The organism is Maritalea porphyrae (assembly GCF_027213965.1).
In the GTDB taxonomy this organism is placed as follows: domain Bacteria; phylum Pseudomonadota; class Alphaproteobacteria; order Rhizobiales; family Devosiaceae; genus Maritalea; species Maritalea porphyrae_A.
Genome location: NZ_JAPWGX010000001.1, coordinates 926450 through 943725, shown reverse-complemented (window position 1 = coordinate 943725; position 17276 = coordinate 926450). Strand labels below are relative to the sequence as shown.

Below are 17276 nucleotides of genomic sequence, written 5' to 3'. Positions count from 1 at the left end.
CAAGATGCACGCGGGTTGCAACAACAGGCCGCCAAAGCCTATCTCAGCCACGGCAATGCAGCCGTGAAAGAACCTGATGACGAGTGGCAGGGTTTCTAGTGTTCTGCCAACAGTAGTCGACAAAAAGCCCACCTTGAAAACAAGGTGGGCATTAGCTGTGCAATCAAAAATATCTGGGGCCTAGCGGCTCAAAGCTGCGGCCGAAGTGCTGACCATGAACACGCGCTTGAATTTGAAACGCGGTGCGGGCTTTGTTTCTCCTCGAACAACGCCTGCTGACGCCGCAACCTTGCACTTGCTCGCAACACATTCCGTGCCGCCCCAATCGCCTTCACACCAACCATCTTCTCCATAGGTGCCCGTTTTGCCTTTGTTTGGGCCTGAAGTGACCGTGCACTTTTCGCCAGCAGTGAGCGATGTTTGCGGTGCTGCGGTGCTCACAGTTGCGCTTGCGGCAACCAGCATCATGGTTGCGGTTAGGATGGATGTGGCTTGAATGATTTTACGTGAAACTGACATTTGGTATCTCCCTTTTCAAAATGTTGCCCCGTTTTACAAGTCAGCATCTGTTTCTGGCGTGAACTGGCCATTCATCCACTGTTCACCCCATTTGGGATAGCCGCGCGTTCCTCTTTCTACCTGCCTTTCAACTACATGAACGCAATATGAATTCCCCGTTCAAAGCAGCCTCATGCGCGCCGCTCTACAAAGGGATCAACAAACGGGAACAGTAATTCATTGGGAGAAGAAAAATGTACTGGAATTCAATCAAACGCGCATCAGCTGCCGTCGCTATCATCACAGCTTCAGTTTTTGGGGGCAGCTCATTCGCTTCTCCATTGGCAGTTACCCCCCTTAGCGGTGACTTCACCATCCAACAAAAAAGCAATGGTCGCTTTATGGATGCACATGAGGGCTCCAACGACAATTCAATCGTGACCCGCGCTAAACAAGCGAACACAACACAGGTGTGGACCTTCAAGCCACTTGGCAACAATATCTATACGATCCAGCAAAAGAGCAATGGTCGTTTCATGGACGCACACGAAGGGTCTGCCGATAGCTCAGCGGTCACTCGTAATCGCCAAAACAACCGCACCCAGCAATGGCGTTTGGTTCTGGAAGGGCATCAAACATATACATTGCAGCAAATGAGCACTGGTCGCTATCTTGATGCCCACGAAGGCTCAAACGACAATTCAGTTGTCACTCGCCCGCCGCAAAATAACTCAACGCAGCGTTGGATGATCAAAAAAGCTGTTGCACCAGCACCACAGCCTTCCGGCAGCATTGTTGGCGAGTTCACCATTCAACAAAAGAGCACTGGCCGTTATTTGGATGCCCACGAGGGATCAAACGACAATTCAGCGGTTACTCGTCCACCACAACTCAACCGAACACAAGTGTGGGTACTGCGTTTGCTAGGCAACAATACTTATACGATCCAGCAAAAAAGCTCCGGTTTATATCTAGATGCCCACCAAGGCCCAACAAGCTACGATATCGTAACGCGTCCAAAACAAAACAACATGACACAGAAATGGGTGATGACTTCACTGGGCAACAAAACCTACACAATCAAACAACGCAGCACTGGCCGGTTTGTTGATGCTCATGAAGGTTCAAACGACAACTCAGCTGTGACCCGTCGCGCGCAGAATGACAATACTCAACGTTGGATCATCACAAGCGCGGACTAAGAGCGAACAGCCTAACTCAGAATAAAATCAGCGGCGGCTCCTGCGTGCAGGGCCGTCGTGTCGTATGTGGGGATAGGGCTATCGTCATCACTGATCAGCATCGTAATTTCTGTGCAACCCAAAATCACCGCCTCAGCACCGCGCGCCTTCAGTTTGTTGATGGTGTCGATATAAACCAAACGAGACTGATCACGGATGATGCCTTTGCACAATTCGTTGTAGATAATGCCAGAAAGGTTGGTGCGGTCCACTTCAGGCACCAATACACCCAAACCTTTGGCTTTTAAACGATCAACGTAGAACGGCATTTCCATGGTGAAGGCAGTCCCAAGCAGAGCAACACGCTCAATACCGTCGGCCAACAAAGCGTCGGCAGTTGGTTCAGCAATATGAACGAATGGTAGATCAACACTATCTTCAATGCGGTGTGCCACATTGTGCATCGTATTGGTGGCCAGAAATATTGCTTGTGCGCCTGCTCGATCTAAGCGTTGTGCGCTATCAACCATAGCGGCGCCCAATCCATCCCAATCGTGTGCGGCTTGCATTTTTGCAATTGGGTCAAAGTCAACGGAATGCATCAAAATCGGCGCCGAATGCAGGCCACCCTTACGTTTTGTGATTTCTTTGTTGATGGCGGCGTAATAGAGCGCAGTTGACTCCCAGCTCATGCCACCAATAAGGCCAATGGTTTTCACTTATGCGACTTTCTTGGGGCCAATATGAGAGAACATTGCCAAAATGTCATCGTACACTTTGCGTTTAAACGGCACGATCAAATCCGGCATTTCGTCCAATTGCTTCCAAGCCCAAGCGCTAAATTCGGCTGGGTGTGCGCCATTGGCTGGCCGTTTTACGTTGATTTCATCTTCCTCACCCGTAAAACGCATCGCAAACCAATCCTGCACTTGGCCGCGATATTTGCCCTTTAAGCCAATGCCAAGCAATTCATCTGGTAGATCATAAAACAGGGGATTTTTGGATTTTTCAATAATTTCGACGGACTTGACGTTGGTTTCTTCGTAAAGCTCGCGCAAAGCTGCTTCTGCAGCCACTTCGCCTTTATCAATCCCACCTTGAGGCAATTGCCAAATATATTTGGCAAATTCTTTGTCTTGTGGTTTGCGTTTCCCAGCGAAGACTTTGCCTTCGTTATTGAACAAAACAATGCCCACACATGGGCGGTAAGGCAATTGCTCTCGCAGTGCAAAATTAGTCATATTATGATCCATCATGGTGAGTATAAAGCGCACTTACAGGCACAAGTATAATGCCCTTGTCTTCCAGTGTTTGGGCCCATTCAGTCAGGGTGCGCACCGAAATTGGTAGCACCGTGGCTAGCCCAATAGCATGGCCCTTTTCTCGGGCGCGAATTTCCAACCGGCTAAGTTGCTCCAAAATTCTGGCTTGGGATGGGGTATCATCCAATGTGATATCTGCCACTGCAAAATCTGCGCCAGAGCGTTGCGCCAACTGCGGCGCGACAGATCTGTTCGAAGTGCCATCATCCACATAGGCCAGGCCCCTCAACGCAATCTCTTCCATGATGGGCTCAAAGTCGCCAGATGAAGATGTGAATTTTGCACCCATATGGTTGATGATTCCGGTGTAACCTTGGATCTGCGACATCAACCAATAAAGCCGATCAAGATTTGAGCGCACGGATTGGCCAACCAGTAGGGTTTGCGGGCCAGGGTCATTTTGCGGATAGTCGAAAGGCTCTAGCGGCACCTGCAACATGACCTCGTGGCCACCCTCTCGGGCCTTGCCTGCAATCTCAGCAACCGATTTGCCATAAGGAGCAAACGCTAACGTAAAGTCGTCCGGCAGTCGATCAATGGCACTATTGCTGCCGTCTTTTGATAGGCCAAGGCCTGTCACAACAATAGCGATTAGCGGTTTGCCATCGGCCGTACTGGCGCTAATCGATGGTCGGGCATAAACATCGACGGGCCGGTCGCCATTGCTTGCAACTTGGGGAATGTAGCCATGTTGGCTCAATTCCAACATGTCTTTACGCACAAGCCCGCCAACCGCAGCATTATCTGAATCGGGCAAATCGTCTGTGTTGACGATGAGCTGCTCACTATTCCCAGCTTCAACCACTCCGGTGTCCGGTTCTTCAGCTTGGCTTTGTTCCTCAACAGTTAGGTTTCTAGCCAGCTCATTGCTGTCCACAACAGAGTTGACCTCCACATTGGCGACAGGACGGCCACCTTCTGGGTTGTCGACAAAGAATATCCAAGCCAAAGGCGCACCAATCACCAAAGCCATAATGCCAATGGCTATTGGCACTATAGGCAGGCGGGGCAAATTGGTTTTGGACTCGGGTGGCTTGGCCTTGCCGCGTCTGCGACCCAAGGGCTTATCCAGCTTGTCGATCATGTGCCGCAGTTTATCCTATCACGTCGATGAAGGGCCTATCGGGCCCTGTTCTCCTATATTCTAATTATCTGCTTTGGGTGGAAAGGCCTCATTAGTTTCCACACCATTGATCAAATCCACAGCATACTTGAGCTGATTGTCTTTATCTGGATCTGCAGGCACAAAAACAGAAGAACCGGTAGTCGCTTCTTTTTCCGTACCGCCATCAATATGCCCATCAAGTGCCGCTTCGCCAATTAGCAAATCTCGGCCCTGCAACTCTTCGGGCACGTCTTGGAAAATCTCAATGTCTGGCGTAATGCCAGCGGCCTGAATGGACCGCCCACTTGGCGTGTAGTAGCGCGAAGTGGTTAAACGCATTGCGCCATTTTCCCCAAGGGGAATAATGGATTGCACCGAGCCTTTGCCAAATGACCGTGTGCCCAACAATGTGGCCCGTTGTTGGTCCTGCAACGCCCCGGCAACAATTTCAGACGCAGAAGCGGAACCCCCATTGATCAAAACGATCAAAGGAATATCAGCAATCAATTTGTCCAAATCATCAGGGTTTGCGTCATAGCGCGTGTTTTCATCATCGGTGCGACCGCGGGTCGACAAAATATTGCCGCGCGCCAAAAACGCATCTGCAATATAGACCGCTTGGTCCACCAAACCGCCCGGGTTGTTGCGCAAATCCAAAACCAACCCTTTCATGTCATCACCCATTTCACTCCGCAATTCGCGGATACCGTCTTCAATGCCGGCATAGGCTTGTCCGGTGAACCGTGCGAGGCGAATTACCCCCACATTGTCACGAACTGACGTACGCACCACACGGAAGGTGATGATGTCGCGCGTAATGGTGATGTTCAGGGGGTCGTCTCGGCCTTCACGTACGATGGTCAATTCAATGTCAGTACCGATTTCACCACGCATTTTGTCCACGGCTTGATCAAGCGAAAGACCACGGACTTCAACACCATCCAATTCAACGATTAAGTCACCCGCCAAAACGCCTGCACGTGCAGCGGGTGTTTCATCAATTGGTGAAACCACTCGGATCACTTCATTTTCCATGATCACTTCAATACCCAAACCGCCAAATGTGCCCTGCGTATCTTCGCGCACATCTTCAAAGTCATTGGGATCCAGATAACCTGAATGTGGATCGAGCGACGTCAACATGCCTTGAATGGCTGCACGAACCAATTCGCGCTCATTTGGCGCGTCCACATATTCATCGCGAATGCGGTCGAATATCTCGCCAAACAGGTTGAGCTCTTGATAGACCTCATCATCGCTCATTGGCCCCGTTGATTGGTCTTGCGCCAATGCACCATGTGCACCAGCAATGATCATAATGAAGGACAGCCACAGGGCCCGAACAATACTAGATTTCATTTTTTATCCGTTTTGCGTTGCGGTTTTTGTGGTCGCCCACCAATCAGAAGGGTCAATTGGCTCCCCTTCCTTACGAAGTTCAATATATAGCGTTGGACGCGAGTTACCAGCACTGGTCGCGATTGTTTGAGAAATCGTGCGCTTGCCCATAATTCCAACCGGCTCTCCCATCAGCACAAATTGTCCCAACGCCACATTTGTGCTGGCAAGGCCTGCCAGCAAAATATTGTAGTCTTGTCCTACGTTTAAGATGACAATTTGGCCGTAATTAAGGTACGGGCCCTGATAAATGACCCAGCCATCAGCGGGTGAAACAACTTGTGCCTCTGCACGTGTGACAATAAATGTACCTTTTGCCTCGCCACCAAACCCATCATTGTTTCCAAATTCAATTACACTTACCCCATTTGTGGGAAGGGCCAAGTGCCCTTTACCCATCGGAAATGGAAAGGCGGGCGTATCACGGCTGGTATCGGCCAGGGCAAGCTGAATGGCTTCTTCTTCCAACTGCTCGCCAACATTAAAGCGCGCGTTTTCATCTGATTGGCGTGCAGCGTCATTGGCTTGACTGACTGAGGCAACTTCGTCTTCAAGCACTTTGAGCAATTGGCTGAGTGATTTGGCGCGGCTGGCCAGCAGTTCTGCCTCACGTTGCTCAGAGCTTAATGCCTGGCTTGCGCGTTCAACCCCGGTACGTCGTGCTTCAAGTAAAACCGCAATGCGTAATTTTTCTTCGCGCAAAACATTCAGCTGTTCGCGTAGCTGCGTTTCTTCGCCCGCCACTTGTTGTTTGATGTCCAACAGCGCATCCAACTCAACGCGTATCGCATCTGCACGATTGCTCAATTGCGGTAGAATTGAAGCCAACAGCAGCGCGGAACGCGCCGACTTAGTGGCGTTATTTGGTTCAACAATCAATGCAGGGGGCGGGTTTCGTCCAATAATCTGCAAGGCGGTGAGCAATGTAGCAATTTCGCCATTCTCAACATCTAACGTTTCTTGAATACTTGCTTCTTCAGCCCGAAGTTCCGCCATACGTTCAGAAGCGGCATTTGCTTCTATTTCTGCCAATTTTACCCGCTGCGCCGATGCAATCAGGGCCGCCGTTTGCTGACTGCGGTCGCCTTCCATATCTGCAATTTCTTTGCGCAAGGCATCGATCCGCTCTGTGCTGATTTCGATTGTTTTTTCGATTTTTTGAAGTTCAGCGCGTGCGTCTTCTGTTGTTTGCGGGTCAATAAACTGACCAAGGGCAGGCACGCTCAAACAGGCTGCGCAAATGCAGCAGGCTAACGCGCTGCGCATAATGAATGTGGAAAACAAATCACGAGCCAAACTCACATGACCTCAATAGCGCAAATAAAGGACCGAATCAGTCCATGTAATCTAGCAAATCAAAAAGTGTTTTTGTGATTTAGTTCGCCAAAGCGCGTTCACTATTCGCGATGGTATGGATGCCCGCTCATAATGGTGATGGAGCGATAGATTTGTTCACACAAAAGGGCCCGAACGATTTGGTGGGGCCAGGTGAGGGGAGAGAAGCTTAGAACAAGGTCAGCCCGCTTGCGCACACTGGCGTCAAGTCCATCAGGCCCGCCAATAACAAATGTGCACTGGCGCGCACCGTCATCGCGAAACTGACCAAGCTTTTGCGCAAAATCTGGGCTGGTCATTGTCCGTCCACGTTCATCAAGTGCAATCAGCTTTGCACCCTCGGGGCAGCACCCAAGCAGTTGGTTTGCTTCTTGGGCCTTGCGCTGCGCGCTATTGTCGTGGCGCGCTTCGCCAAATTCTTGGATGTCAAAACCGGATAAACCCATTTGCTTGCCCGCGCCGTTCGCACGTTCAAGATATCGGTCCACCAATTGCCGCTCGGGGCCAGATTTCAGCCGGCCAATAGCGGCAATCGAAATACGCATAAGTTAAGCGGTTTCACCGGGAAAATCTGCGGACCACATTTTTTCAATATTGTAGAACTCGCGCACTTCAGGGCGGAAGATGTGCACAATAATGTCGCCACCATCCACAAGCACCCAATCACACTGGGGCAATCCCTCAGTTTTTGGGCGGCCATAGCCAGCTTCACGCATAGCGCGCTGTAATTGGTCAGCAATCGCACCAACATGTCGGTTTGATCGGCCAGAAGTGACAATCATATAATCGGCAAGACTAGATTTCTGCCGAATATCGATCACAATCGTATCTTCGGCTTTGGCGTCTTCCAAAACAGTAGAAACGAGATCGAAAAGTTTGATGTCAGGTTGATTTTTAGGGGCTTTAGCGCCCTGTTGGTTGGTTGTTGGCGTCATCCGCGTGCAACCGTGTGAGGCAATAATGAAACCATGTCGGTTCGTTTGGTCCTTATGAAAAACAACGCAGCCCTCAGGCCGCTCATTGGGTGGATTATGCGCTTTTTGGCGCATTTTTTCAAGCCTCATCCGGCAGAGGAAACACTCTTCTTGCCGTTGCGGATTTGGGTGGAGGAAAGTTCGCTCATTATGCCATGCATATACATCCAGGCAGGAGCCTGCATATTGGCCAGTTTGCGCGCGTCCGTTTCATCAACACGATACGCACTTAAAGCCGTTGCCGCACGTGAAAAAGGTGCGCGCCTAGCCGTTCCAGGACGCACATAAATGGCGATGGGCATCATGCGTGCGATATCGCGCCAGCGCTCCCATTTGTGAAACCCAACCAGATTGTCAGCGCCCATAATCCAAACAAATTTGCGATCGGGCAAGCTTTTGGTCAAATACTCGAGCGTGTCATACGTGTAGCGAAAGCCGTGCTCCGCCTCAAAGCCTGTAATGCGAACCGCCGGGTGATCGACAAGTTTGCACGCAGCATCGATACGCTCCTGAAGGGGGGCCAATTCGCTGTGGTCTTTTAACGGGTTTCCCGGCGAAACCAACCACCACACCGCATCCAGCCCTAAGCGTTTCATGGCTTGGCGAGAAACCAGCCGATGCCCATCGTGAGGGGGATTAAAACTGCCACCAAATAGGCCAATTCGCATTCCAGGCGCGGAATGTGGCAAACGGTCTGTGCGGGCATTGTCTAAAAATACTGTGCTCACGGACGGGTCTGGCCTGTACCATGAACAAGATACTTAAAGCTTGTTAGTTGTTCCACGCCAACCGGGCCACGCGCATGCATTTTGCCCGTGGCAATGCCAATTTCTGCGCCCATACCAAATTCGCCTCCATCAGCAAATTGGGTTGAAGCATTGTGCATCACAATTGCTGAATCAACTTGGGCAAAAAACTGCTCCACAACGCTCGCATCTTCTGCAATCACCGCTTCGGTGTGGCCAGACGAATAGGTTTGAATATGCTCAATTGCAGCATCTGTGTCATCGACAATTCTTACTGAAATAATTGCGTCCAAATATTCAGTTGACCAATCTTCATCAGTTGCAGGCGTCGCTTTGTCAAAGAGCGATTGTACGAAGGCATCACCGCGAATGTCGCACCCTTGTGCCGCCAATGTTTCACACAATACCGGCACAGTTTTTGCGGCAATATCGCGATGGACCAGCAATGTCTCAGCAGCCCCGCAAATGCCAGTGCGGCGCATTTTTGCATTCAATACAATTTCGGTCGCCATGGCTAGATTCGCGCTTTTGTCCACATAGATATGGCAAATACCTTCAAGGTGAGAAAACACCGGCACCCGCGCTTCTTGGTTCACCCGAGCCACCAAGCTTTTTCCACCACGCGGCACAATCACATCAATATTGCCATCAACGCCTTTGAGCATTTCACCAACCGCAGCGCGATCTGTCGTTGGCACCAGTTGAATTGCCGCTTTTGGCAAACCTGCTTTTTCCAAACCGGCCTCAAGCGCTGTGTGAATTGCGCGTGAAGAATGATAACTATCCGATCCACCACGCAAAATCACCGCATTGCCAGATTTAAGGCACAATGCACCAGCGTCTGCTGTCACATTTGGGCGGCTTTCAAAAATCACCCCGATCACGCCAAGCGGTGTGCGAACCCGGTCAATCTTCAAACCGTTTGGCCGCTCAATCGTTGCGATTTTTGTTCCAACCGGATCAGCCAATTCTGCAATGGCGAGCAACCCATCAGCAATGGCACCAATGCGAGCAGTATCCAACGTCAGCCGATCGATAAACGCAGGCGTCATGCCTTTGGCGTGCCCAGCTTCAACATCCTTGGCGTTGGCGGCCAAAATCTCATTTGTTGTTGCTTTCAAATGCTCAGCGGCGCTCGTAAGGGCCAAATTCTTTTGCGCTGAGGATGCAGTGGCCAAAACCCGTGCAGCGGCTTTTGCAGCCGCCCCAAGATCTTGCATGATAGACACAACATCACCGTGTGATTGTGAAGCCAATGCGCTCATTGCGTTTGTCCTTCTAACTCAATTCCCGTCAGCACCAAATTGTCGCGATGCACCAATTCGGTGCGGCTGACGGGGCCAAGAATTTCTAAAACGTCTTGCGATCGTCGCCCAACAATTCTTTGTGCATCAACCCCGTCAAAGCTGGCAAGCCCGCGCGCCACTTCGGCGTTCGCCGGATCAAAAATGGCAACCGCATCACCGCGCTGAAAATTGCCGTCCACCTTGGTCACCCCAATGGGCAATAGGCTGCGCCCAGATCGAAGGGCCTTTAACGCGCCTTGATCAATGAACACACGGCCCGTGGGCAGTGATGCCATTATCCAGTTTTTGCGGGCCGCGCGTGGCGTATCGCTGGGCACAAAATAGCTGTGCTTGCCGCCCTCAAACAAGGCTTTGAGCGGATGCAACGCATGGCCCTTGCAAATCACCATGGCGGTCCCGGCATTGACGGCCATTTTCGCCGCCTCGACCTTGGTCACCATGCCACCGCGCGAAAGATGGCTGGCGGCCCCTCCCGCCATTGCCTCAATCGCTGGTGTGATTTTGTCGATCAAGGGCAAATGTTTTGCCGTGGGATCAAGATGCGGCGGGGCGGTATAAAGACCATCAATGTCCGAAAATAGGATCAGCCCATCCGCTTCAATCATCGTCGCTACGCGCGCGCTCAAACGGTCATTGTCGCCATAGCGGATTTCGCTGGTGGCAACACTGTCGTTTTCGTTGATGATCGGCACCGCGCCCATGTCCAGCAATGTATTGATGGTGGTGCGCGCGTTCAAAAAATGACGGCGTTGTTCAGTGATATTGGGGGTCACCAATATCTGCCCGGTGACCACATCGTGGGCACCAAGCGCATCACGATAGGCTTGTGAAAGTGCGATTTGACCAACCGACGCCGCCGCTTGGCTTTGATCAAGCGAAAGGCTTTCCGCCGTAAGGCCCAAAATGCGTCGCCCGAGCGAAATTGCACCCGAAGACACAATAAGCACTTCAATGCCGTTGGCTTTTAACGCCGCAATATCCGCCGCTAAGCTTTCAAGCCAAACCTTGCGCAACTGCCCCGTTTCACCATCCACAAGCAAGGCAGACCCGATTTTGATCGTCAGGCGCTTAAAGCTTGTGGCGGTGAGGGGGGAAAGCTGCGCGCTCATTTTTTAAGGCGTCCAGTCTTCTTCCAAAGCCGCTTTGGCTTGATCTTCAAGTTGCTGCTTTGCCGCATCGATTGTGCCGATCACCTGATAAAGCACTTGGTCGGTATTGTGATGTGTCACCGCAGAAATTGACAATACTTCGCCGCCAGATACCTCGCGAAGTGCTGCGAGCTTTTCTTCGCGGTCCTCGTCGGTCAACGCATCAACTTTATTGAGCGCCAAAATCTGATGCTTTTCATCCAACCCATGGCCATATGCGGCCAACTCGCCGCGAATGGTGTTGTATGCACCAACCACATCTTCTTGGGTGCCATCGATCAAATGGATGATAGAGCGGGTACGTTCAATATGCCCCAAAAACCGGTCGCCAATGCCTGCCCCTTCATGGGCACCTTCAATCAGACCAGGAATATCGGCCAACACAAAATCGCGCTCGCCAATTTTCACCACGCCCAAATTTGGGTGCAGGGTGGTAAAGGGATAATCAGCAATTTTTGGTTTTGCCGCAGAAACAGCAGAAAGGAATGTGGATTTACCAGCATTGGGCAGGCCAACAAGACCTGCATCCGCAATCAGTTTTAAGCGCAGCCAAATCCATTTGTCTTCCGCTTCAATACCCGGATTGGCATGGCGCGGCGACTGGTTGGTGGCTGTCTTAAAATGCATATTGCCAAAGCCACCGTTGCCACCAGCCAGCAAAACAATTTCCTGCCCGATCTCGGTCATATCCGCGATCAGCGTTTCATTGTCTTCTTCAAAAACTTGCGTGCCCACAGGAACTTTGAGCACCACATCTGTGCCCTCAGCACCGCTGCGTTGTCGGCCCATACCGTGCACGCCCGTGCCCGCTTTGAAATGCTGCTTATACCGATAATCGATGAGCGTGTTCAAACCATCAACACACTTGATAATGACATCACCACCGCGGCCACCATTGCCGCCATCTGGGCCACCAAATTCGATATACTTTTCGCGCCGGAACGAAACAGCGCCCGCGCCGCCTGCACCGGATCGAATGTAAACTCTGGCCTGATCGAGAAACTTCATTTTACTCTAAAGCGTGGTCGCAAACGCACTATTGCGTTGTAGCGAAAAACGCTTCCCTTTTTAGTTGCGTATCGATATGCGGCAAATCGGCGGATTGTGCAAGGCAATGTAGGGTTGAGCGGCCCACTTCTTCAAATCCAAACTTGTTTTGAATGGCCCAAGAAGCTGGGTTGTGCTCAAAAACGCCCGAACGAATATGCATAGGGTCCGCCACCTCAAACATCCAACCGATCACCGCTTTGCACGCTTCACTCATATAGCCCTTGCCCCAGTGCAAGGGGTCAAGATAATAGCCCAATTGCGGCAACTCGCTTTGCCGCCCAAAACCCGTCATGCCACAAAACTGACCGTCCTTGTCGATGATCGAGAATTTCGTATCAAACGGATCGCTCACATCAGCTATGCGGCCCAAATATTCATGCGCACCGCCTTCTGGATAAGGATGGGGCACACGTGATAGATTTTTGGCGACCTCAAAGTCCGCCAAAATCCGCTGCATACGCGGCGCATCGCTTGTGTTTGGTGCGCGCAAATATAGGCGCTCTGTATATAGTTTTGCCATCGTATTCTCTAGTGTAACTTTTTGAAACTCTTGCGATGTAGAATGGTTGTGATCATTGGCAAAGCCCGCGCTTGGGCATTGCACATTCTCTCTTCTGTGCCTGTTTCTTGAAAACCAAGTTTTGCTTGTACCGCCAATGAAGCTGGATTGAAGCTATAGGCACCCGAGGTGATGGCAGTTACATTTGCGTTTGCAAACAGCCATTCAATTGCTGCGCTGGCTGCTTCACTAACGTAGCCATTTCCCCATTTGGGTTCAGCGATGTAAAAGCCCAGTTCCGGATGCTCCGCCGAACCGTCAAATCCAACACCACCACAATACTCGCCGTTCAAAAGCGTTACGGCAAAATTTGTGTTTTCGGGGACGGAGGCACCTTCATTTAGCCCAATCCATTCCTTCGCATCTGCAATTGAATACGGATAGGGAGGTGAGGATAAGTATTTCGCCACCTCAAAATTGTTTAAAGCAGTTGTAACATCTATAGCGTTCTTCATGGCGATTGGCCGCAACATCAACCGCTTTGTCTTTATCTCAATCATAGTCTTTGTCTTTTACAATGGTGTAAAGTCTTGGCGGTTTAACTGCGTAACAATGTGCGCAAACTGTTGGCCTTGCGCCAGACACAATCGTTTGTCGGCACTCACGTCCTTGAACCCCAGCTTATATTGGATAGCCAAAGAAGCAGGGTTAAACGTGAATGCACCAGACCCAACAGTTTGAACATCAGAGTTGGCAAACAACCATTCAAGCGCGGCGCTTACCGCTTCGCTCATATATCCTTTTCCCCAGTGGGCTTGGTTTAAGTAGTATCCAAGAATCGGCTTGGCATCGTCTAGATCGAACCCCAAAACGCCAACGAAATTGTCTTCGGCGTTGAGGATTGCGAACTTTGTGTCTTCGACAGCTGTGATGTCGTCGAGCGACTGTATCCACTCGTTAGCGTCAGCTTCCGAATATGGATAGGGCACAACCGCAAGGTTCTTTGTCACTTCAAAGTTGTTTAAAGTCGCTGCAACGTCAGCGGCATGTTCCATCGCCAATCGTCGCAGCACCAGCCGTTTCGTTTTGATCTCAATCATTATTCCGCTGCTTCTTGCTCGTAGATGTCGTCGCGGGCAGGACGGGTGAACGTCCAGACAGTTTCGCCAGGCTTGTCGTTGCTTGCGCCTTCGCCGGTCACTTCAAAACCAACTTTTTCAAGCAAGGCTTTTGACGCAAGGTTGGATTTCAAGCAGCGGGCATAGAGTTCAAGGTCTGGGACCGCGATATCAAATTCGTCCATCAGCGCGCCAATTGCTTGGCTGCCAATGCCTTGGCCCCAATGCTCAGCGCCCAACCAATAGCCGATTTCAGGATTGCCATCGCGCAGGTGGATACCAACGACGCCCATCATGGGCCCGTTGCGTTGGCAAATCGCCCACACGCGCTCGTCGGTGCCGTTCGCAATATCATTGATGAAATAAAGGCCATCCTCAGATGTATAAGGATGTGGCATGCGCGCCAGCACGTCATGCAATTGTTTATTGTTGGCCAATTGAACAAGGTCTGCCAAATCGGCAAGTTCAATCGGCCGTAGTTCCAGCGTGTCCGTCAAGAACCGTAAAGGCATTGCCCTGTAGATTGTGTTGAAAGTCATTTTATTGCTCCAAAAGTAAAAAGGGGAGCCGGTTTCCCATCTCCCCTTTTCAAAACTCTTTTGAAGTCTTTTTGCGAAAACTTTATCCGCCGGGGTTCTTTGAGAAACCGGCGGGTAAGGTCTTAATCATCCGCCGTTATTCTGCTGCCTCTTGAGGCATCACAGATACAAATGTCTTATTGTTGCGACGGGTCGAGAAGGTGACTTTACCTTCTACGAGCGCAAAAATAGTGTGATCTTTGCCAAGACCTACATTTTCACCTGGGTGCCACTTTGTGCCGCGCTGACGCACGAGAATGTTGCCTGGAACGACGCTTTCGCCGCCAAACTTCTTCACGCCGAGACGACGACCAGCGGAATCACGACCGTTACGGGACGAACCACCTGCTTTTTTATGTGCCATTTGTCAGTCTCCTAGTTCTTATTCGCCAGCCAAAAGCGTTTTTGCTTGGCTAATCCAGTCTTCACGTTCAATGCGGCCTTTAAAGTTTAGCTCTGCATCCACGCGTTCGATTTCTTTAGCGTCAAACTCTGCAACTTGTTTCAAAGATGTCACGCCCAATGCATGAAGTTTCTTTTCCAAGGCTGGTCCAACGCCAGAGATCAATTTCAAATCGTCTTTTGCGCCGGCAGCTGCTGCTGGAGCTTCAGACTTTGCAGCCGCTGGCTTTTTAGCCGCTTTTGCTTTTGGCTTCGCGCCGCCTGTCAAAATGTCAGTGATACGCACAACTGACAAGTTTTGGCGGTGACCAGCTTTACGGCGATAGTTTTGACGACGCTTCTTTTTGAAGACGACGATTTTCTTCGCACGCTTTTGTTCAACCAACTCAGCTGCAACAGTTGCGCCATCCACAAGGGGGGCACCAATTGTTACATCGCCGTCAGCGCCAACCATCAATACTTCTTCAAATACAATGGCGTCGCCTGCAACGGCTTCGAGCTTTTCAATTTCTAAGATGTCATCAGCAGCAACTTTGTACTGCTTGCCACCTGTCTTAATAACAGCAAACATTTCATTTCCTTTGAGCATTATTGCTCTGTTGTGTCGCGCTGTGCGGCGCCGAACCTTGGTTCGATCTTGTGATTCCCCTAAGAAGGACAATCGGCCTTAAGCTGCGCATTTCATAAACGAATTTAAGCGCACTGGTGACAGTACGCGAGAAATTCAAGCTGGGTTATGATGGAAACTGGCTACTGAGTCAAGCTTTTGGGCCAAATTTGAGCCAACTTCGCACCTTGTACATTCCATTGTCGCTCACCATTTGAGCTTCAGGATGATTTGCAGTTTGCGTGGTAGAAAGTGAAGTGAATGAACGGCAAAAACGATGGGCGCTTCAATCGCCAATATGAAAAGCTTGAAAGAGCGACGCCGCCACCACTGGCAAGACTGTTGCAATGGCTCCGTCATCCCTATGCGCGGGTGATCCGTATTCCACTGGGTTTGCTGCTCGTATTGGGCGGTATACTCAGTATTCTCCCGTTGCTCGGCATTTGGATGCTGCCACTTGGTTTACTGCTGCTGGCAGTGGATGTGCCATTGTTGCGCGGGCCCGTCGCTTCAACAATCATTCGCGTGCGCCGGTGGTGGGAAAATCGACGTCGAAAATAGATTTGCCAAAAGCATTCTATGCATCAGTTTGCACAAGCCGCCGTTCAAACCCCTCGCTCAACTCTCCAGCATCCCAAAATATTCCTGCCATCATCTCAAGGCCCTCTTTGACCAATGGCATCAACAAATGCTCGTCCGGCGCATGTTGGCCACAAGAATTGTAAGAATGGGGCACCCAAATGGTGGGCATGCCCAATAGGTCGCAAAAGATATCATTGGGCAGGGAACCTGCACCATTTGGCAAGACCTGCGGGGCGCGCCCCAGAGTAGTTTTAACCGAGTGAGCTGCCCATTGGACCCACGGCAAATTGGGGTTGTGCCGAGACGCTTGATAGGCAGGGTTATGGTCTGGCACTTCGATATGGATCATGCCAAACCCCTGTTCATCCAAATGTTTTCTTAGGGCCGGGACCACATTGTCAGTATCGGTGCCCACAACAAACCGCAACGCGCAATGCATCACCGCGCGTTTGGGGATAGCATTTACCGGGTTCTTGGCATCGCCCACATCCATGGCCAAAACGTCAAAACTGTTCCAGGCGCATAATTTTTCAGCGGTGGTAAAACCTGGTTCACCCCAATAGTCGTCTGGCGTGTCAGCGCTTTCGCCCGGATCAAATGGGCAGCCCTCAAGCGAGGCGCGCACATAGTCGGGCAGATTTTTGGGCAACCAATCATCGATCAGTATTTTGCCATTGCGGTCCATAATCGTGGTGAGGGCATGCGCCAAAATGACGGTTGGATCCGCAAGAATACCGCCCCAGTTTCCCGAGTGATGGTCTTCTTGGCGCAAATCCGCAACCAGGGAAAACTCCATTGCGCCGCGCACCCCAAGAACCATCGTTGGGGTATCCACTGCCACGCGCGGCCCGTCAGAAGCAATCAGAACGTCCGATGCCAACATGTCTTTGTTTGCTGCGCAAAACTCACGCAGTCCCAAGGATCCCGTTTCTTCTGCCATCTCAACAAGGAAAGTCAGGTTGAACCCCAGCTTCCCGCGCGCGGCGATCACCGCTTCAAGCGCTAACATATTGATGGTGTGCTGGCCTTTATTGTCCGCGGTGCCGCGACCAAAAATCTTGTCGCCCAACACAGTGGTACTCCAAGGGTCCAAATTGTCTTTCCATGCGCCTTCCATCCCCGGCACCACGTCGCCATGCCCATAACAAAAAATGGAGGGGAGGGCCGGGCCTTCAACCCGTTTTGCCACTAAAAACGGTCCGCCGCCTTCAATCGGGTTGGGATGAATGGTGACATTGCAGCCCAAATTTTCAAAATCTGGCGCGATCACATGCTCAAGATAATACCACAAGTCTTTATGACTGGATTCAATGGAGCTTTGAGTGGGAACACCAACTCGCTTCCCCAACTCTGCTAGAAACCGCCCATCGGCTGCAAACCCTTTTGCTCTTCTAATGGTGTCTTCACGGCTCATCGGTCTTGCCTT

General features: G+C 51.0%; 21 protein-coding genes. 2 read left to right on the top strand and 19 right to left on the bottom strand.

Annotated features, from left to right (window positions below; translation table 11 throughout):
• Window positions 1–180: 180 nt before the first annotated feature.
• A complete protein-coding gene (locus O4H47_RS04835) occupies window positions 181–519 on the bottom strand; it encodes a hypothetical protein (RefSeq protein ID WP_269392806.1) in 339 nt (112 codons plus the stop codon).
• A gap of 233 nt (window positions 520–752) precedes the next feature.
• Here O4H47_RS04835 and O4H47_RS04830 point away from each other — a divergent pair, with 233 nt between their 5' ends.
• Complete coding sequence (locus O4H47_RS04830) at window positions 753–1700, top strand: RICIN domain-containing protein (protein WP_269392805.1); 948 nt, start codon at window positions 753–755, stop codon at window positions 1698–1700.
• Between the two features lie 11 nt (window positions 1701–1711).
• Here O4H47_RS04830 and O4H47_RS04825 read toward each other — a convergent pair whose 3' ends face one another.
• The 17 genes from O4H47_RS04825 to rplU form a co-directional block, all read right to left on the bottom strand.
• Window positions 1712–2398, bottom strand: a complete 687-nt coding sequence (locus O4H47_RS04825; protein ID WP_269392804.1) for an aspartate/glutamate racemase family protein — start codon at window positions 2396–2398, stop codon at window positions 1712–1714.
• Window positions 2399–2920: an RNA pyrophosphohydrolase gene (locus O4H47_RS04820; RefSeq protein ID WP_269392803.1), complete on the bottom strand. Its 522-nt coding sequence runs from the start codon at window positions 2918–2920 to the stop codon at window positions 2399–2401.
• Between the two features lies 1 nt (window position 2921).
• A complete protein-coding gene (locus O4H47_RS04815; RefSeq protein WP_269392802.1) occupies window positions 2922–4085 on the bottom strand; it encodes a divergent polysaccharide deacetylase family protein in 1164 nt (387 codons plus the stop codon).
• A gap of 60 nt (window positions 4086–4145) precedes the next feature.
• Complete coding sequence (locus O4H47_RS04810) at window positions 4146–5453, bottom strand: S41 family peptidase (protein ID WP_419719596.1); 1308 nt, start codon at window positions 5451–5453, stop codon at window positions 4146–4148.
• A gap of 15 nt (window positions 5454–5468) precedes the next feature.
• Window positions 5469–6806, bottom strand: a complete 1338-nt coding sequence (locus O4H47_RS04805; RefSeq protein WP_269392800.1) for a murein hydrolase activator EnvC family protein — start codon at window positions 6804–6806, stop codon at window positions 5469–5471.
• 95 nt (window positions 6807–6901) lie between these two features.
• Window positions 6902–7384 carry a 23S rRNA (pseudouridine(1915)-N(3))-methyltransferase RlmH gene (gene rlmH, locus O4H47_RS04800; protein ID WP_269392799.1) on the bottom strand — a complete coding sequence of 161 codons (483 nt, stop codon included), beginning with the start codon at window positions 7382–7384 and terminating at the stop codon, window positions 6902–6904.
• Window positions 7385–7387: 3 nt separating this feature from the next.
• Window positions 7388–7888 carry a ribosome silencing factor gene (gene rsfS, locus O4H47_RS04795; protein WP_419719587.1) on the bottom strand — a complete coding sequence of 167 codons (501 nt, stop codon included), beginning with the start codon at window positions 7886–7888 and terminating at the stop codon, window positions 7388–7390.
• Window positions 7889–7899: 11 nt separating this feature from the next.
• The gene (locus O4H47_RS04790; protein WP_269392798.1) at window positions 7900–8541 is read right to left on the bottom strand and encodes a nicotinate-nucleotide adenylyltransferase; all 642 of its coding nucleotides are present in this window, start codon (window positions 8539–8541) and stop codon (window positions 7900–7902) included.
• Window positions 8538–9824: a glutamate-5-semialdehyde dehydrogenase gene (locus O4H47_RS04785; protein ID WP_269392797.1), complete on the bottom strand. Its 1287-nt coding sequence runs from the start codon at window positions 9822–9824 to the stop codon at window positions 8538–8540. The genes O4H47_RS04790 and O4H47_RS04785 overlap by 4 nt, the downstream gene beginning before the upstream one ends.
• Window positions 9821–10975: a glutamate 5-kinase gene (proB, locus tag O4H47_RS04780; protein WP_269392796.1), complete on the bottom strand. Its 1155-nt coding sequence runs from the start codon at window positions 10973–10975 to the stop codon at window positions 9821–9823. The genes O4H47_RS04785 and proB overlap by 4 nt, the downstream gene beginning before the upstream one ends.
• 3 nt (window positions 10976–10978) lie before the next feature.
• The gene (gene obgE / locus O4H47_RS04775; RefSeq protein ID WP_269392795.1) at window positions 10979–12022 is read right to left on the bottom strand and encodes a GTPase ObgE; all 1044 of its coding nucleotides are present in this window, start codon (window positions 12020–12022) and stop codon (window positions 10979–10981) included.
• 28 nt (window positions 12023–12050) lie between these two features.
• Window positions 12051–12584, bottom strand: coding sequence for a GNAT family N-acetyltransferase (locus tag O4H47_RS04770; RefSeq protein WP_269392794.1), 534 nt, complete (start codon window positions 12582–12584; stop codon window positions 12051–12053).
• An 8-nt stretch (window positions 12585–12592) separates the two neighbouring features.
• Window positions 12593–13123 (bottom strand): GNAT family N-acetyltransferase, encoded by a 531-nt coding sequence (locus O4H47_RS04765; protein ID WP_269392793.1) that lies wholly within the window; start codon window positions 13121–13123, stop codon window positions 12593–12595.
• Between the two features lie 12 nt (window positions 13124–13135).
• Complete coding sequence (locus tag O4H47_RS04760; RefSeq protein ID WP_269392792.1) at window positions 13136–13663, bottom strand: GNAT family N-acetyltransferase; 528 nt, start codon at window positions 13661–13663, stop codon at window positions 13136–13138.
• On the bottom strand, window positions 13663–14220 hold the full coding sequence (locus O4H47_RS04755) for a GNAT family N-acetyltransferase (protein WP_269392791.1): 558 nt from the start codon (window positions 14218–14220) through the stop codon (window positions 13663–13665). Before O4H47_RS04755 ends, O4H47_RS04760 begins: the two co-directional genes overlap by 1 nt.
• 136 nt (window positions 14221–14356) lie before the next feature.
• A complete protein-coding gene (gene rpmA / locus O4H47_RS04750; protein ID WP_269392790.1) occupies window positions 14357–14623 on the bottom strand; it encodes a 50S ribosomal protein L27 in 267 nt (88 codons plus the stop codon).
• Between the two features lie 18 nt (window positions 14624–14641).
• Window positions 14642–15232, bottom strand: coding sequence for a 50S ribosomal protein L21 (rplU, locus tag O4H47_RS04745; protein WP_269392789.1), 591 nt, complete (start codon window positions 15230–15232; stop codon window positions 14642–14644).
• A gap of 297 nt (window positions 15233–15529) precedes the next feature.
• Here rplU and O4H47_RS04740 point away from each other — a divergent pair, with 297 nt between their 5' ends.
• Window positions 15530–15829 (top strand): hypothetical protein, encoded by a 300-nt coding sequence (locus O4H47_RS04740; RefSeq protein WP_269392788.1) that lies wholly within the window; start codon window positions 15530–15532, stop codon window positions 15827–15829.
• Between the two features lie 16 nt (window positions 15830–15845).
• Here the strand turns inward: O4H47_RS04740 and O4H47_RS04735 are convergent, their stop codons facing one another.
• Window positions 15846–17264 (bottom strand): M20 family metallopeptidase, encoded by a 1419-nt coding sequence (locus O4H47_RS04735; RefSeq protein WP_269392787.1) that lies wholly within the window; start codon window positions 17262–17264, stop codon window positions 15846–15848.
• Window positions 17265–17276: the final 12 nt, after the last annotated feature.

Coding starts and splice junctions, on each gene's coding strand:
- O4H47_RS04755 (WP_269392791.1), bottom strand. CDS start 14,220: ATGACTTTCAACACAATCTACAGGGCAATGCCTTTACGGTTCTTGACG.
- rpmA (WP_269392790.1), bottom strand. CDS start 14,623: ATGGCACATAAAAAAGCAGGTGGTTCGTCCCGTAACGGTCGTGATTCC.
- O4H47_RS04760 (WP_269392792.1), bottom strand. CDS start 13,663: ATGATTGAGATCAAAACGAAACGGCTGGTGCTGCGACGATTGGCGATG.
- rsfS (WP_419719587.1), bottom strand. CDS start 7,888: ATGCGCCAAAAAGCGCATAATCCACCCAATGAGCGGCCTGAGGGCTGC.
- rplU (WP_269392789.1), bottom strand. CDS start 15,232: ATGTTTGCTGTTATTAAGACAGGTGGCAAGCAGTACAAAGTTGCTGCT.
- O4H47_RS04770 (WP_269392794.1), bottom strand. CDS start 12,584: ATGGCAAAACTATATACAGAGCGCCTATATTTGCGCGCACCAAACACA.
- O4H47_RS04835 (WP_269392806.1), bottom strand. CDS start 519: ATGTCAGTTTCACGTAAAATCATTCAAGCCACATCCATCCTAACCGCA.
- O4H47_RS04785 (WP_269392797.1), bottom strand. CDS start 9,824: ATGAGCGCATTGGCTTCACAATCACACGGTGATGTTGTGTCTATCATG.
- O4H47_RS04815 (WP_269392802.1), bottom strand. CDS start 4,085: ATGATCGACAAGCTGGATAAGCCCTTGGGTCGCAGACGCGGCAAGGCC.
- O4H47_RS04740 (WP_269392788.1), top strand. CDS start 15,530: ATGAACGGCAAAAACGATGGGCGCTTCAATCGCCAATATGAAAAGCTT.
- O4H47_RS04735 (WP_269392787.1), bottom strand. CDS start 17,264: ATGAGCCGTGAAGACACCATTAGAAGAGCAAAAGGGTTTGCAGCCGAT.
- proB (WP_269392796.1), bottom strand. CDS start 10,975: ATGAGCGCGCAGCTTTCCCCCCTCACCGCCACAAGCTTTAAGCGCCTG.
- O4H47_RS04765 (WP_269392793.1), bottom strand. CDS start 13,123: ATGATTGAGATAAAGACAAAGCGGTTGATGTTGCGGCCAATCGCCATG.
- rlmH (WP_269392799.1), bottom strand. CDS start 7,384: ATGCGTATTTCGATTGCCGCTATTGGCCGGCTGAAATCTGGCCCCGAG.
- O4H47_RS04830 (WP_269392805.1), top strand. CDS start 753: ATGTACTGGAATTCAATCAAACGCGCATCAGCTGCCGTCGCTATCATC.
- O4H47_RS04820 (WP_269392803.1), bottom strand. CDS start 2,920: ATGACTAATTTTGCACTGCGAGAGCAATTGCCTTACCGCCCATGTGTG.
- obgE (WP_269392795.1), bottom strand. CDS start 12,022: ATGAAGTTTCTCGATCAGGCCAGAGTTTACATTCGATCCGGTGCAGGC.